This is a genomic window from Rhizobium sp. 21-4511-3d (assembly GCF_053522545.1).
Window position 1 is genome coordinate 20115 of sequence record NZ_JBNWCF010000018.1, and the last position, 14710, is coordinate 34824.

Genomic DNA, 14710 nt, shown 5'->3' on the forward strand with positions numbered 1-14710 from the left:
GAGCAATGAATGCGTATTCTTCTCGTTGACGACAACAGGACAAACCTTGCGCTGCTGACGAAGCTCGTTGAGAAGCTTCCGGACTGCGAGCCGCTTCCATTCTGCGACCCGGCAGAAGTCTTGGCCTCCATGCCTGGGGTCGATTTCGACATCGCCGTCATCGACTTTCAGATGCCTGGCTACAACGGCGTCGAACTCCTACGCGAGATCGAGATGTTCGAACGCTATAAGGGAAAGCCGTTTGTCATGGTTACGGCCGATACCGACATGGCTACCAGAATGGCATGTCTCGATGCAGGCGCGATCGACTTTCTCAACAAGCCCGTCAACCCGCTCGAATTCCAGGCTCGGATCAAAAATCTCCTTTCGCTGGTGGACGCTCGCAACAAGCTGGCGGACAAGGCCGAGTGGCTCCGTAAGGAAGTCAGCAAGGCGACAGCCGAGATCCGCGAGCGCGAAGAGGAGATCATCGACCGTCTTTCCATCGCCGCCAGCTTCAAGGATGCCGAAACGGGGCTGCATACAAAGCGAGTGGGAGAATATTCGCAGCTGATCGCCCAGGCGCTGGGCCTTTCGCAGCAGGAATGCTCGGACATCAGGCTTGCCGCGCCTATGCACGATATCGGCAAGGTCGGAATCCCCGATGCGGTGCTTCTGAAGAAGGGGAAGCTGACCGAGCAGGAGTTCGCGTCGATGCAGCGTCACACGATGTTGGGTTGCGACATTCTTCGCGAATCGAAGTCCAGCTTGCTGCGCCTGGCCGCAACGATCGCGGCGACCCACCACGAACGGTGGGACGGGCAAGGTTACCCCAATCGTCTGGCCGGTGAAGATATACCCATCGCTGGGCGCATTGTCGCTGTTGCCGACAATTTCGATGCGCTGACGACTGCACGTCCTTACAAGGAAGCTTGGTCGATCAGTCAGGCCAGCGCTCACATCCGGCAAAGATCCGGAACGCAGTTTGACCCCGCCTGCGTCGCGGCGTTTGAAGGGGCTCTCGGCGAGATCCTTGTAATCCGCGCGTTGCTGCAGGACAGTGCTGGGCATGGCATTCTGCCGATTGTTGCATGACGGCCAACCTTGAAATGCGACTATCTTCCACGACGCAGGACCCAATCAAAACGACGCATTTGAGAATGCGCACGATACTTCGGCGTTTGTCGATTGGTCTTTCCGAAAGCTGGAGAACGTGGGTCTCAAGACAGCCGTCGCCGCCGAAGACATCGACAATGACGAAGGCGAGCGGTTCTTGGAAAATTCGAGCTTCAGCTAAGGAAGCTCGGCACGGAGGAGCGGGCGCAACTCGCTGGCTTTACCCGTTCGCAACGATCCGCAAGTCGGATCGGCAGCCTGGATTCTCAACCGAGCCAATGGGCCGAGATCTGGGATCCCGCGCTCGGCACAAGCACGACTCCGGATACAGGTTGCGAACGGTATTTCGTCGTGAAGAAGGCGGCGGGCATCGACATCGATTGACCCGTCTTTAGGAGTACCTCCACGATCATCGTCGCGGGATTAATCTCCATTGCACTATAATTCTTCCAGTCCCGGAGGAATCCTGTGATCGGCATATCTGTGACATCGATGTCGAGGAGTAGCTCCTGCGCGCTCCAGTTTGCGAAGACGATGAGGTTATCTGCTCCGACCAGGAGAGCGGGCGCGGGTAGTCTTTCGAGCTTGATAAGAAGGTCTGAGGTCATCGTCACACTGGCATAGAATGTCAGTCAGTCTGAAAGCGGCCCCGCGGTATCAGCATCTCCGCAGGGCCGTGGCGTTTAAGCCGCGTTTGTCCAACTCCTAGCGTTCTGTTGCCCTGAGTATCCACTCGCCGAGGAACCCGGTTCGCGGATCGCCTTTCTTCGATTGAGCTTGAAGCGCCCCACAAGCTCGGTTAGTCTGCGGACGCCGTCTGCAAGAGAATGGCTGACGGCACTTGTCTCCTCGACCATCGCCGCATTCTGCTGGGTCATCTGGTCTATCTCGTTGACAGCCGAAGCAATCTGCTGCAGACCGACGGCTTGTTCACTGGCAGCGGTAGCGATAGCGTCGATATTACGATCGATCCGAATAACGAAATCTTCGATAAGGTCCAGCGCGCGGCCTGCATCACCGACATGCTTCACGCCTTCCGATACCTCACTGCTGGAATTGACGATGAGTGCCTTGATCTCCTTGGCGGCTTGAGCGGAGCGCTGGGCAAGTTCACGCACTTCCTGCGCGACGACCGCGAACCCCTTCCCGGATTCGCCAGCCCGGGCAGCTTCGACGCCTGCGTTGAGGGCGAGCAAGTTTGTTTGGAAGGCGATCTCGTCAATCACGCCAATGATCTGTGCAATTTCGTTTGAGGCAGTTTCGATCCTCGTCATGGCATCGACAGCCTGCTTGACAACTGTGCCGGACGTTGAAGCACAGTCCTTCGCCTCACGCACTAGCTTGCGCGTGTCAAGGGTCCGTTCCGCCGATAGCCTGACCGTAGTCGTGACTTGTTCGAGCGAAGAGGAAGTCTCCTCCAGAGCGGCAGCCTGCTGTTCTGTCCGACGCGATAGGTTGTCCGCAGCGGCGCGCATTTCTTCGCCATTTTCGTTGATCTGCCGGGTCTGTCCGAGAACTTGTTCCAGTGTCGCTTGGAACGCGCCGATGGAAGTGTTGAAGTCGTGGCGTAGGCGCTCGAACTCGCCTTGGAAGGGCTCGTCGATCGTCATGCGGATATTGCAGTCAGCAAGACGCGCGAGGCCTGCACCAAGCGTCGTGATGATCCGTTCTAACTCTGCCGCCTCGCCGGTGGTACGCGCTTCTCGCTCGGCTCGTTCTGCTTCGGATTTGGCATGCTTGTAATTGGCCTCTTCTTCGAGCCGCATTTTGTCGATCGCGGCCTGCCGGAAGATCGCCAGCGCGCCAGCCATTTGGCCGATCTCGTCATGCCGTTGCGCGTATGGAATGGGCTGCGCCAAGTCGCCTGCGGCCATGGCAGACATGCGTTTCGTTATTGATGTGACTGCCCCTATTGCCGCCACTCGGAGGTAGAGAACGCCGCCGAGGAAGAGAACGAGTGCGGCGATTCCGAAAGCCAAAGCCAATGCGCTGCGACCTGTTGCCTCGCTATCTGCGCTGCTTTCGGTTTCCGCCGCGAACTTGTTTGCCGCATCCACCAGTCTCAGGACAGCCGCCTCATGGGCATGGAACGTGGCCGAGAGCTTGTCGAGCGCGCTGTTGATCGTGATCTGATCTCCGCCTGCGAGTGCGGGAAGGTAATCATTATCAATGATACTCCAGAACCGGTCTCCCGTCGTGAGAACATCGCCGTCGAGAATTCCCTTGAGCTTGGCTGGAAGGTTGGAGCCACGCCAGTGTTGCGCTCTGTCTGCGGAGACCCGCTTTAGACTTTCGAGCTTGGAGAAGGCCGCTTTTGCGAGCTCGGGCTGAACTGCTGCCTCGTTGGCTAGCATATATGGTTCGACAAAGAAGAGGGGAGGCGGCAGGATGTCTGCCACGAGGTCCTTTCCTTCGATGATGCCGTCGTAGACTGGCCCCGTCACCCTCAGCCGCGACATTGTTATGGTCTGAAACGCCAAGGCGCCGCCGATGCCAAGGCTAACGATCACTGCAAATCCCGTAAGCTTTTGAGCTATGGTAAGTCCCATCGAACTTCTTCCTCGACTTAGCGCGCGAGTGATTTCTGTTTTAGCAGCGCGTCATATGAGCCCCAGAATTAGGGAGGAAGCATTAAAAAAGCGTTCCGATCGTTAGGGCTTCAACCCGAATATTGGTTATTAGCTCAAAATTGAGAGTATTCAGCAAGGCTTAGTTACAGGGTTTGCAATAGAAGTCGGACGTCGGGCAAAAGCTGGCCTCATGAATGAGCCGAGCGGCGAATGCTGCTGCCGATGTGTTGGCTTTAGAATTTGGCATAAGAGGCAGCGGATCGTGTTTTTTGGAATTCACACGCCGGGAGTCAGTGTCGCTCGCTTGGCAGACAGGTGCTTCGAGTTCGACGGAGGTCGCATTGTTGCGCTCACGGAGGAATGGAGCAGCTTTAGGCGCTCCGCCCATGGCCCATCCGGCTACAGTTGCTACAAGGGCGAGGTTATCCCAGTGTACGACCTCGGTCGCCTAGCGGGCTCCAGTGACTGCAATGGCGCACAGCTCGCTATTCTCGAAACCACGGGCGGGTACATTGCGATCCTTGCAGACGGTATCCAGCCAACTTTCCGCGGTCCGACCGCCGTAATCGATGTCCATGCGCTACTGGCAAACGGATGAGATCGGCCTCTGCCAATTCAACCGGCTGACAAGCAAAGTGCAAGGACGCGTGTCGACCCTCATTACGAGCCACCACCGTCGAAATTGGCTGCGGGGAACCGAATGACTTTCGGCGGCTGCGCCGAGAGGCTCGCGTCGAGATCTGATGGTTTCCGATTTCGAAAATCAAGCTGCGCTTGCGGGGGATGGACTGGTCTCGGCTTCGACAAAATCTTGGATTTCCTCCAGCTACGGTCATAAATAGCGATGTAAATGACACTTGGTGGGAATGACAGGATACTGGCCACGAGTGACTGGACGGGATTATCGAGATGATTAAATCTGAACTTATCGATGCTGTTGCGGCTCGTAACCCTCACCTTTATCGGCAGGACGCCGAGAAGATCGTCGAAACGATCCTCGAGAGAATTGCAGAGGCGCTCGAAAGAGGAGAACGTGTGGAGATACGCGGATTTGGTGCTTTCCAGGTGCGATATCGGCCGTCACGAGCGGGTCGCGATCCGAGCAACGGTAATGCGGTCCTTGTCGAGGAAAAGTGGGTGCCAACATTTCGCCCCGGCAAGGCGATCAGTGACAGGCTGAACGAACCTGCGAAGCGCTAGGCTCGCTTCGCCCTTGCTTTGCGGCAGCTGACTGACCAGCCTACTATTGATATTCCAGCCATATCTTGCGATCCCCGCCGAAAGGAGAAGGCCAAACCTGACGGTGCAGTCGCGGCGATCTGATCCTCAATGACACGGTCCGCAAAGGCCGAGTTGGTGGCTTTTCATTGTCAAACACCATAGCACCTCTTCGCTTGGCCGCATCGAGCGCTCGCAACAGTGTACTTCCGGGCTATTGTCCTCGATTTCAAAACCCTTCCCGCAAGATTATCGGTTCGGGGGACGGTTTGCTTTCGTCCAGGGGACGTCGCCGTTCCGAGGCGGACCAGCACCCTTGCAGGATTAACGCTCGGCTTTGCAGGCGTGGGTCCTTATTGAAGCCTGGGCGTTGGGAACAGAAAACGGTGCGTGCGGCATTTCTGTCAAGTTTGGCATTCGATCATACCTGCGTCGCGTGCTACTTGCCAGTACGTTAGCGTACCGTCGCGCAGCTTTGGCCGAATGATCGGCAACATGCAAGTTTCGCGCAAGCCGCGGGCCACAGAAGTTGCCCGGACGCAAGGCTCAGGCGTCACGTGAACCATGGAGATCTGGATGGGCTTTGACGTTGACGCGATTCTCGATTGGCAACAGCGGGGCATTAATGCGAGGATCTTGGGGCGCTCCGAGCGCGATAACCCTGTTCTTCCATATCTTGAAAACGCCAGATCGCAAATCGAGAAGGAAAGCTGGCTGTTCCGGGCAGAGGCATGGTTCTTTGGCTGGCGAATAGAGGACGCGTCGCGCGTGAAGTTGGGCGCATGGTAAATCTGGGGGCAAGACGCGGATGGGCGATGCCGGTGTGAGTGACTCCTGGACCGAAAGCAACGCGGAAGGCTGTTAACCGACCGAGATATCTGCCCTGCATCCGTAATGCCGCTTGACGTTCTCTATCGCAGTCGGCGGGCTTGGTATGTATGACCGTTCACGAGCGAGGTGGCTTTCGAAGCTGGCGTTTTGAACGCCCGGGTATGGCGATTCTTAGCTCGGTGACCTGCGCGATGTCCAGCTCGCCAGTTGACCAAGCCGACGGCCGCGTCCCGTGGCATTGTCCGACGCTAATCTCCTTGACACCCGCAATGAATCCGAGCCGTGTCCCGCGGGCACCAAGGCCAACCGCGTTTTATTTCAGCAAACGATCATTTCCTGACGACTCCCTTCAATCCGCCGCCGATGAGAAAGGTCGCATCCATCAACGCGATCATCGGATTGCCCCCTCCTGAAACCGCAAGATAGCGCGGTTGCCAGTGCGGATGAAACTTTGATTTGAATGCCCGAAGGCCTTTGAAATTGTAGAAGCGCTCGCCGTGCTCGAAGACGGTGCTGCCGATACGGTCCCATACCGGCGCCGTTTCACGCTTCGACATGCCCGAAAGCGGTGCCATGCCGAGGTTGAAGTGCTTGTAGCCCTCGGCTCTGAGATATTCCATGATCTGTACGAAGAGGAAGTCCATCGAGCCCTTCGGCGCTTCCGGCGAGAAGCGCATCAGGTCGATCGTGCCCTCGGACTTGGTTTCGGTAACGAGGATATTGGCGAAGGCGACGATCTTGCCGTCCTTCTTCAACACGCCGACCGGCTGCGAATTGACATAGTCGGGCTCGAAAGCGCCGAGCGAGAAGCCCTTCTCCTTGGCATTGTGGTCTTCGAGCCAGGAGCTGGAGACCACCGAGAGATCACCGAGAATGGCCGGTACGCCGTCGGCGGGAATGACTTCGAAGCTCAGGCCATCGCGCTGGGCGCGGCTTGCCGTCTGGCGAAGGTTCGCCCACTTGCCGCCCTTCATCTCGAAGGCCCCGAGATCGGCAACGGCAAGCTCGCCGAGCTTGAAGGCGCGCAATCCGGCATCGGCGCAGTGCGAGAGCAACCCGGGAGAGATCTGGTAGAACACCGCGCGGCAACCCGCGGCGCGCGCCGCCTCCACAAAGCTCCAGACGAGTTCGGGAGCGGCCTCCTGATTTCCAATCGGTCCGAACAGCGCGATCCAGGAGCGGCCCTGGCGGCCGTACATGATGAAGGCATCGCCCTTCTCGGAGAACATGATGCTCTTGTCGGCCATGCGAACGAGATTGGCGTCGGCATAATCCTGCGCCTTGACGATATCGACGGCGCGCTGCAGCGCCTCTTCTGTCGCCGGTTCCGGGCGGAAGGTCGCCGGACGCAGCAGGCTGAAGATCGCGATCGCCGAGGAGATGATGGTGATGCCGAGCACGGCGCGCAGGCCGCGCGGCGCTTCGGCGGCAAATTCGAACTGCCACCAGAGCTCGTTGCTGTACTCGACGTCGCGATAGACGAACAGCAGGATGACGACCGCGCCGACACAGATGACGGCAATCGCCATCAGCCAGGCCGCCGTCAGCGTCTGGTTGAGAAGCGAGGCATGGCGGGTGAAGAGCCGGCGGCTGACGAACAGGCTGAAGATCAGGATCGCCAGGAAGATCGCCTCGACAAGCGCGATCGCCTTCAGGAGTGACAGCGCCAGCGCCAGCACGGCCGAGACCACCGAGACCAGCCAGGCGCCGTCGAGACGCTGGCCAAGACCGCGGGCGGCGACAACGAGCGCCAGGCCGAACAGGCTCGACAGGAAATGCGCGCCTTCGACGATCGGCAGCGGCAGGTAGTTGGCCAGGAATTCGAGGTTTTCGTCTGGCGTTGGCGTGACGCTCGAAAAGATCAGCATGACGCCGAGGATCAGCGCAAACGCCGACAACAGCTGCGGCGTCAGGCGTCCGCCGATGCGACGGATGCTCGATGCGGCCGGATGATCGACGAAGCGGCGAAGCTCGGTCAGCGATACCGCAAGCACCGCGATCAGCAGCGGCAGCACATGATAGATCAGGCGGTAGAGAACCAGCGAACCGAGAACCGCATCGATATTCACCGCGCTGCCGAGCGAGGCAATGATGACGGTTTCGAAAACGCCGAGACCAGCCGGAACGTGGCTGAGAACGCCGAGACCGACGGCAATCGCATAGACCGCCAGAAACACCGGCCAGCTGATCGCCGTCTGCGGCAGGAGAACGTAGAGTACGGTCGCCGACGCCGCGATATCGAAGGCGGTGACGAGGAACTGGCGTGACCAGGTGCGTGAATCCGGCAGGCGGACAGCGATCGGGCCAAGATTGACGGCCCTGCCGTCGCGACCGAGATAGACCACGAAAGCAAGTCCGGCCAGGATCGCACCGGCAATGATCCGCAGCAGCAGCGCATTGGTATTGATCAGCGGTCCGATTTCATCGGCGATGATCATCAGCGCGATTGCCGCGACGCTGGCAAGGCCAAGACCGAAAGACAGCGTCACGAAGGCGATGACGCGGCCGATATCTTCGGGCGTCAGGCCGAGGCGCGAATAGGCGCGATAACGGATCGCGCCGCCGCTGAGCGCGCCGAAACCGGCGGTGTTGCCGACCGCATAGGCGCTGAAGGCCGTCAGCGCCACATGCGGAAAGGGCAGCTTCTTGCCGATATAATCGATGGCGTTCAGATCATAGAAGATCAGCGCGAAGAAGCTGAGACCGGTGAAAAGAAGCGCGAGCAGGATCGAACTGACGCGGGTATCGGCAAGCGCTTCGACGACGTCGTCATAGCGGACTTCATCCGTAAGCTGCATGATGGCATAGCCGACCATGCAGAACAGGACCAGCGTCGCGGCTGCCACGAGCTGCGTGCGATATCGCCGGAGAAAGCCGCGAAACCCACCGGCCTCTTCGCTTTCCATCTCTTCCAGACTGTTCTGACTCGCCATGTTACCCCTCGCGGTTGCGGTCGCCGCCGCTATCAAAGCGGCGTTTAAAGACACCGGCATCAGGATTCAACTGGTCCGTCGTCAGAAGGGCCGCATTTGATGGGGTAATCACAAACGTCGGCCGATTGAGCGAAGCTTTCGATGAAATGCTTGGGCCGGTCGACAACCGATCTATCGGTCAGATGTCTTGACCGCGGGTATGCCCCAAAGACTTCGTTGATCATCCTTCCCTGGTCGTTTCATGGTCTACGAAGCCATAGCGGCCCGCCAGTCTCGGAAAGGATCAGCGAAATTTAGTGGCTTTGCACCAAAGCAAAATCTCTGTCACTATGTCTGGCGTCTAAGGTCGGTTATTCGGGTGCCGTCCTCCATGTACGGCCTTTCGCCTCGCAAACAGACAAACGGCACTCTCATGCATGCCGATTTTGCAAGGCAGCCTGTTACAATGACGTCACGACGGATAGGAGCCCCACTTCTCCACCTGCTTGTGACTCTACGGCCGGCGAGTCTTCAAATGGTGGATATTGGTTCTGCCAAAACCTGTTGGCGCTCGTCAAACGGGAGCGCCTTGTTGCTGCGTCAAGCTGCGCCGGCTTTTCGGTCGAGAGGCTGACGGGATCCTTCAACATCTGGTTTACCAGCAATCGCTTGATTGGGATTGAAGCCTTTGGTAAATAATCGAGCACCGCTTTTCCGTGGTTCGTGAAGCGGTTCTTTTTCATGAAGTGCTACTTGGGCCACCGCGATCGGCGCATTCCTCGCGGTGGCCTTTTTGTATACATGATAAGCCGGCGGTACGTCGAGGACTTCCGAGCGCCGGTGTCTGTAGCGAGCCGAGCAGGTTTCAACGAGACGGCCGAGATCTAATTGCAGCGCGCTCTCCTGATGTGTTCGCGATTTTGATACCGTTGACGAACAGTGGGCCCTGGGGCGATGGGATCTTGGTTGGAGGCGGTCGGTGACAACGAAGGCTATTAATCCCGTACTGCGATAAGCCTGCGTGCTTTGTTGCAACACCCTGCTGCGCGCGTGACGCTCATGGCACTGGCACGGATGGACGGCCGGCATGTTGGTACGGTAGCGAACTCTCGACATCACCCGCAGAAGGTGTACGTTGCTCTCCGGCAAGTGGTTTGAATCCAATTGCCACTGAGATCGCCCTGCAAACCCCAGGCTTCAACCCAGCCCCATCCGTGGGGCGATCTCCTTTAGGTGTGACAGAGCACTTACATTTGCAACCGTGTTAATTGCGCCTCAGCGGCATCTCCAAGACTGCTTCACGCAAACGCCATCTTGCATGCGGAGCGGGGGCCTCGAGCGACACTCGGAAACCTGCTGCCCGCAATGGAGGTTTTGCAATTGCCAAATCGCACAGGTTTCTTTGAGCCGATCTGGGTGCATGCAAAAAGGTCAGCGCTGAATGCTAACTTGGACGCCGCTGCCCTGCCCAGGTCAAAGACGTGGGCACGCTCTTGCATCGACTGAAAGAGCCTGACACCCGATCGTGTCACCAACAATCAGATGCCGATGGCCAGACACACCGAACGTCTGTTGGTTCCGCAGGCCTAAAGGAAAAGCCCGCGCGAGGCCGGCGCGCGGACTTTGCTAGACACTGGCGACGGGTTGTCGAGGCGAGGCAGAGCCGAACGCGTGCGGTTGGGTTTCCCTTCGAAAAAGTCCGAATTCGCGTCTCGGGCGATAAAGCAGTTTTTGCTTGCTCGCAAAGCTGATCATGTCGTGCAGCACATTTGCATCCGCCTTCTCCTCAAAGAGCATCATCTTCCTCGCGGTCTTTCTGGACAGCCCGCCCCAGCGGAAACGACCGATGACCTTCCCAAAAAGATTGATCTGCAACAGCGCTACCGAAAGTGCCGGGCGCTCAATCCTGCTAGCTTCCGCCACTTACGCCGCGTCACGTGCCGAGCTCGTCTGATCGGATGCAGCAAATCAATAAGCGGTTGCAAGGCTTTCTGCAAAGCGCCTATAGACACGAAGCGCTGAAGAAGTCGGACGTTGACCGATGCTTTGCGCCGCAACTGCACGCCCAACAACAAAAATGTCCATGATGCATCCAGATCTGATTGAAAAGTCGAAACTTCTCTCTGCCATGGCCAACCCGGTCCGCCTGAAAATTCTTTCGATCATTTCCAACGAGGAAATCCGAGTAAGTGAACTGGGTGAGCGACTTGAAATCAGCCAGTCAGCCTTATCACAACATTTGTCGATCCTGCGGGAGGGCGGGCTTGTCGTCACCCGCCGTGAGGCGCAGAGCATCTTTTACTCAACTGGCCACCCGGGTGTGTTGAAGCTCTTGCGGTCGTTGAAGGACATCTATGCCGTACCCATGTCAGAATAAGGTGCACAAAAAGTCCGGATGTTCGCGATTCGCCGCCTTGAAGTTGTTATGCGAGATGGCATTCTCACCTGGAAAGTTTGGTGGTGGGGATGACGGACAGCTTCGAATTTTCGACGTCGATTACGACCGAGCGCATGCCTGACCCGGGCCTCTTCACCTGGGACCTTTCTAGCGATCTTGTCTATGCCGACAGCGCCGTTGCGTCGCTTTTCGGGCTAGACCCGTCCATGACGGAGAGGGGGCTTCCTATCAGAACCTACCTTGAGCGTGTGCACCCTGACGACCGGGCGTCATTGGCGAAGCAGATCAGCGATGCAATCATCGCGGAGCATCCCACGGAGCAATTTTACCGCACGCTCGGCTTGCTGGGAAAGTACAATGCCGTGCGCGCCTTCGGGCGTTGCTTTCGAGACAAAACCGACAATCCCGTCCACTATGCCGGAGTGGTGATACCCGCACCTTCCACAGGTCAGGTCACCAGCAACTGAAGCCGGGGAGCTTGGTCGAGGATGTGCAGTTGGCCAGAACTCAATTTGCTCCAAATCCCGACGCAATAAGAGCTTCTCTAAGGTCTTCAACCTTGAACGGCTTCGTCAGCCTGGGTAGATCCGGTGCGATCCCCTCGACGTCGGCATATCCAGAGACGATCAGGCAAGGCAGATTAGGCCGCAGCAGCTGAACACGCCTCACAAGTTCGACCCCATCCAGGCCCGGCATCAAGTGATCCGTCACGACGAGCTTTAAATCTGCGATGCTGTCCAGCGATGCCAACGCAGCCTCGCCATTGGAGGCTTCAACGACATCAAAGCCGATCTCCTCAAGCATATCGGCCGCGCTAATGCGAACAAAATCTTCATCGTCGACGAGCAGCACCGTCCCTCGATGGCCGATCGACGTCGTGCCGCCGGGGTCATTGGTCGCAAGACTGACAGGGGCGTCACCGGCCTCTGGTAACCAGAGCTCAATATTCGTGCCAACACCCACCCGGCTAAAGATGCGGATGCCGCCGCCAAGTTGCTGTGCAAGGCCGTGCACCATTGAAAGGCCCAGTCCGGTTCCTTGTCCTAAGCCTTTGGTCGAGAAGAATGGCTCGATTGCGCGCGCTCGGACCTCATCACTCATTCCCTCGCCGGTATCGGCAACAGAGATAACGACGTAGCGGCCAGGCTTCAGATCTTCAGGCTTCTGCGGATGGATTTCGCGAGCGCTCGCGCTGATGCGCAGCGTGCCGCCTGTCGGCATGGCGTCCCTGGCGTTCACGGTAAGGTTCAAAAGGGCCATCTCGACCTGATTTTGGTCGGCTCGGGCCGCCGGAAGGTCCTGGCTTGCGTCAATGACAACCTGGATCTGAGGGCCAGTCGTGCTTCGGATTAACTCTCCCATCCCGGCGACAAGCGTCGTCACGTCGATCGGTAGCGGCTGCAGCGGCTGGCGCCGAGCAAACGCCAAAAGTCGCTGGACGAGTATTCTGGCGCGCTCGGCCGACTGTAATGCGCCACCAATCAGCTTGCGCTCGCGATCGGTCCCAATTTGCCTGCGCACCAGCATGTCGAGAGAGCCGATGATCGGGGTCAGCAAGTTGTTGAAGTCATGAGCGACGCCGCCGGTCAACTGACCGAGCGCTTCGACCTTCTGCGCCTGTCGAAGTTGATCTTCCGCCTCCGCCAGGCGCCTTTGCTCCGCCAAGCGCCCTGTGATGTCATACACAATCTGGTAGGCACCGATCTGGCGACCCGCAGTGTTTCGCAGCACGTTGAAATTGAGTTCGAACCAACGCTTGGAATATGCGGTATCTCCGAACTCGTCTACCAGCGTGAACTCCTCGCCGGCGAGCGCCCTCGACCAGGTCCGGCGCACATGCTCGCGATGCTCGGGGAGGTGATCGAGCGCCTCTAGCATAGATGCTCCGATCACCGGGCGCACGCCATAGACCTGCTCGAACGCGGTGCTTGCCGCCCTGTTCATCGCCAGCCAACGGAAGTCCTGGTCCGCCACGAAAATGATTGCTGTCGTGTTCTCAACGACATCAGCCAGAAGCTTGCGTTCGGCCAGCCCCTCAGCGACCCGCGCTTCCAGCGTCTCGTTGAGGTCGCGTAGGGCAAGCTCAGTCTTCTTGCGCTCGGTAATGTCAATCGCGGTTCCGATCACTCGTAGACAGCGCTCCCCTTCAAATACGCCACGCCCTTTCGCCGCGACCCAGCGGACGACTGAATCTTCCTTGCCAATCGTCCGATACTCCACGTCGTAGACGGCGCGCACGGCGGGATCTGCCGCTGCCGCGTAAGCAGCCGAAGTTCGTTCGAGGTCCTCAGGATGAAGGCCGCTGTAGTAATCTTGCATCGAAACGGGGACGTCGGGCGAGATGCCAAACATCGCTTTGACCCTGGGCGGCCAGAACAAGGTGTCAGCAACCACGTCCACATCCCAAAGGCCGATTTCAGCTGCATCGACGGCCAGGCGAAGCTGTTCTTCACTCGCGCGAAGGTTTGCTTCAGAACCCACACGCTCGACATGGGCCCACGATCGCTCCGTGACCTCGCGGATGACCGTCAATTCGTAGTCGGACCATCGATGCGGTGCCTTGTCATGGATTGCCATCAAAGCGGTCAGCCGACCGTTTTTCACCAGCGGCATGCAGATCGTTGCAGTGATCCCGATATCCTGGAAGGTTTTTGCCTCCTCGGGCGCGATCTCGGCAAGATTGTCATTGATGATCAGCGGCCGGCCGGCGGCCAGCTCCTGCACCGCTAGAGTTCCGAAATCGGAGAGACTATAGTGCCCGACGATCGAGGGAGACCCCGGTGCGTGCCAGTTACCACGGATGGTGAAGCCATCCTCATCAGGATCCATATCGGCATAGGCGCAGTTTGAGAGGCTCAAATGTGCGCCTATTAGGCGCGTCGTGACGGCGAGAACTTCATCTGCATCATGCAGGCCCGCAACTGCCTGACCAAGTTCGTCCAGGAAGCGGTATAACTCTTCACTCTGCGCCAGGCGACGCTCGGCGAGCACGCGGTGGGTGATATCAAACACCATCGCCAGGGAGCCGATCGGCTTGCCCGCGGCATCCCGTATCGGCAGATATTCCAGGTCCATCCACACCTGCTCAGCTCTGCCATGTCGCCAGAGTTCGAGCTCTTGGCCATGGAAGCTAAGCGGCTCACCACGCAATCCAGCTGCTATCACATGAGCGTTGAAGTCTGCAGCCTCAGGCCAGACCTCAAGAAGTTTTCCGCCAAGAGCTGCGGGGTGACGAGGGCCGCATACAGCTGCATAACCGTCATTATAGATGAGAATGCCTTCCGGTCCCCACAGAACCACCATCGGAACCGGTGACGCTAGCACGGTCTGGACATTAGCCTTCAATTCCGCTGACCATGCCCGGATTGGTCCGAGCGGCGTCAGTCCCCAATCCATCTGTCGGATGGCATCGCCGGCTTCACCACCACCAACGAATGCGTGGCCTTCAAGATATTGTTTCGTATCATCCATTTGGCGAACCTAGCGCGCATCCTGCCCTATGGACAGCATGCGTGCGAAATTATTCTCGGCTGATTGACTTCAGCCGAGCAGCCTCTGCGACGCGGGGATCCGGCGAGGACCCGGAGGAGTGGCAAAAGCGGAAAAGGCTCCAGAACACCCTCCTCTTTCGTCGGGGTGTCGAACGATATCGCACAAAGTACTAAGTCGATCCGAAGCCCTGCTAC

General features: G+C 58.2%; 11 protein-coding genes. 5 read left to right on the plus strand and 6 right to left on the minus strand.

Going from position 1 to position 14710, the window contains the following annotated elements:
* Nucleotides 1–9: 9 nt before the first annotated feature.
* Nucleotides 10–1074: a response regulator gene (locus tag ACQZ5H_RS28580; protein ID WP_130284430.1), complete on the plus strand. Its 1065-nt coding sequence runs from the start codon at nt 10–12 to the stop codon at nt 1072–1074.
* Nucleotides 1075–1361: 287 nt separating this feature from the next.
* Here ACQZ5H_RS28580 and ACQZ5H_RS28585 read toward each other — a convergent pair whose 3' ends face one another.
* Nucleotides 1362–1703 (minus strand): hypothetical protein, encoded by a 342-nt coding sequence (locus tag ACQZ5H_RS28585; RefSeq protein WP_449099688.1) that lies wholly within the window; start codon nt 1701–1703, stop codon nt 1362–1364.
* A 75-nt stretch (nt 1704–1778) separates the two neighbouring features.
* Nucleotides 1779–3644 carry a methyl-accepting chemotaxis protein gene (locus ACQZ5H_RS28590; RefSeq protein ID WP_449099689.1) on the minus strand — a complete coding sequence of 622 codons (1866 nt, stop codon included), beginning with the start codon at nt 3642–3644 and terminating at the stop codon, nt 1779–1781.
* A gap of 930 nt (nt 3645–4574) precedes the next feature.
* On the opposite strand from ACQZ5H_RS28590, the gene ACQZ5H_RS28595 reads away from it, so the two are divergent.
* Nucleotides 4575–4865 (plus strand): integration host factor subunit beta, encoded by a 291-nt coding sequence (locus ACQZ5H_RS28595; protein ID WP_112720274.1) that lies wholly within the window; start codon nt 4575–4577, stop codon nt 4863–4865.
* Nucleotides 4866–5459: 594 nt separating this feature from the next.
* The gene (locus ACQZ5H_RS28600; protein ID WP_112720273.1) at nt 5460–5672 is read left to right on the plus strand and encodes a CrpP-related protein; all 213 of its coding nucleotides are present in this window, start codon (nt 5460–5462) and stop codon (nt 5670–5672) included.
* A 371-nt stretch (nt 5673–6043) separates the two neighbouring features.
* Here ACQZ5H_RS28600 and mprF read toward each other — a convergent pair whose 3' ends face one another.
* From mprF to ACQZ5H_RS28615, 3 genes are all read right to left on the minus strand, one after another.
* The gene (gene mprF, locus ACQZ5H_RS28605; protein ID WP_449099690.1) at nt 6044–8647 is read right to left on the minus strand and encodes a bifunctional lysylphosphatidylglycerol flippase/synthetase MprF; all 2604 of its coding nucleotides are present in this window, start codon (nt 8645–8647) and stop codon (nt 6044–6046) included.
* A 440-nt stretch (nt 8648–9087) separates the two neighbouring features.
* Complete coding sequence (locus tag ACQZ5H_RS28610; protein ID WP_449099691.1) at nt 9088–9369, minus strand: hypothetical protein; 282 nt, start codon at nt 9367–9369, stop codon at nt 9088–9090.
* Nucleotides 9370–10252: 883 nt separating this feature from the next.
* Entirely contained in the window at nt 10253–10501 is a 249-nt protein-coding gene (locus tag ACQZ5H_RS28615) for a hypothetical protein (protein WP_449099692.1), read from the minus strand.
* Nucleotides 10502–10667: 166 nt separating this feature from the next.
* Between ACQZ5H_RS28615 and ACQZ5H_RS28620 the strand changes: the two genes are divergently transcribed.
* Both ACQZ5H_RS28620 and ACQZ5H_RS28625 read left to right on the plus strand, forming a co-directional pair.
* Nucleotides 10668–11003, plus strand: coding sequence for an ArsR/SmtB family transcription factor (locus ACQZ5H_RS28620; protein ID WP_354541188.1), 336 nt, complete (start codon nt 10668–10670; stop codon nt 11001–11003).
* Between the two features lie 89 nt (nt 11004–11092).
* Entirely contained in the window at nt 11093–11491 is a 399-nt protein-coding gene (locus tag ACQZ5H_RS28625) for a PAS domain-containing protein (protein ID WP_130284418.1), read from the plus strand.
* A gap of 40 nt (nt 11492–11531) precedes the next feature.
* Here the strand turns inward: ACQZ5H_RS28625 and ACQZ5H_RS28630 are convergent, their stop codons facing one another.
* Nucleotides 11532–14495, minus strand: a complete 2964-nt coding sequence (locus tag ACQZ5H_RS28630) for a PAS domain S-box protein (RefSeq protein ID WP_130284416.1) — start codon at nt 14493–14495, stop codon at nt 11532–11534.
* Nucleotides 14496–14710 lie beyond the last annotated feature (215 nt).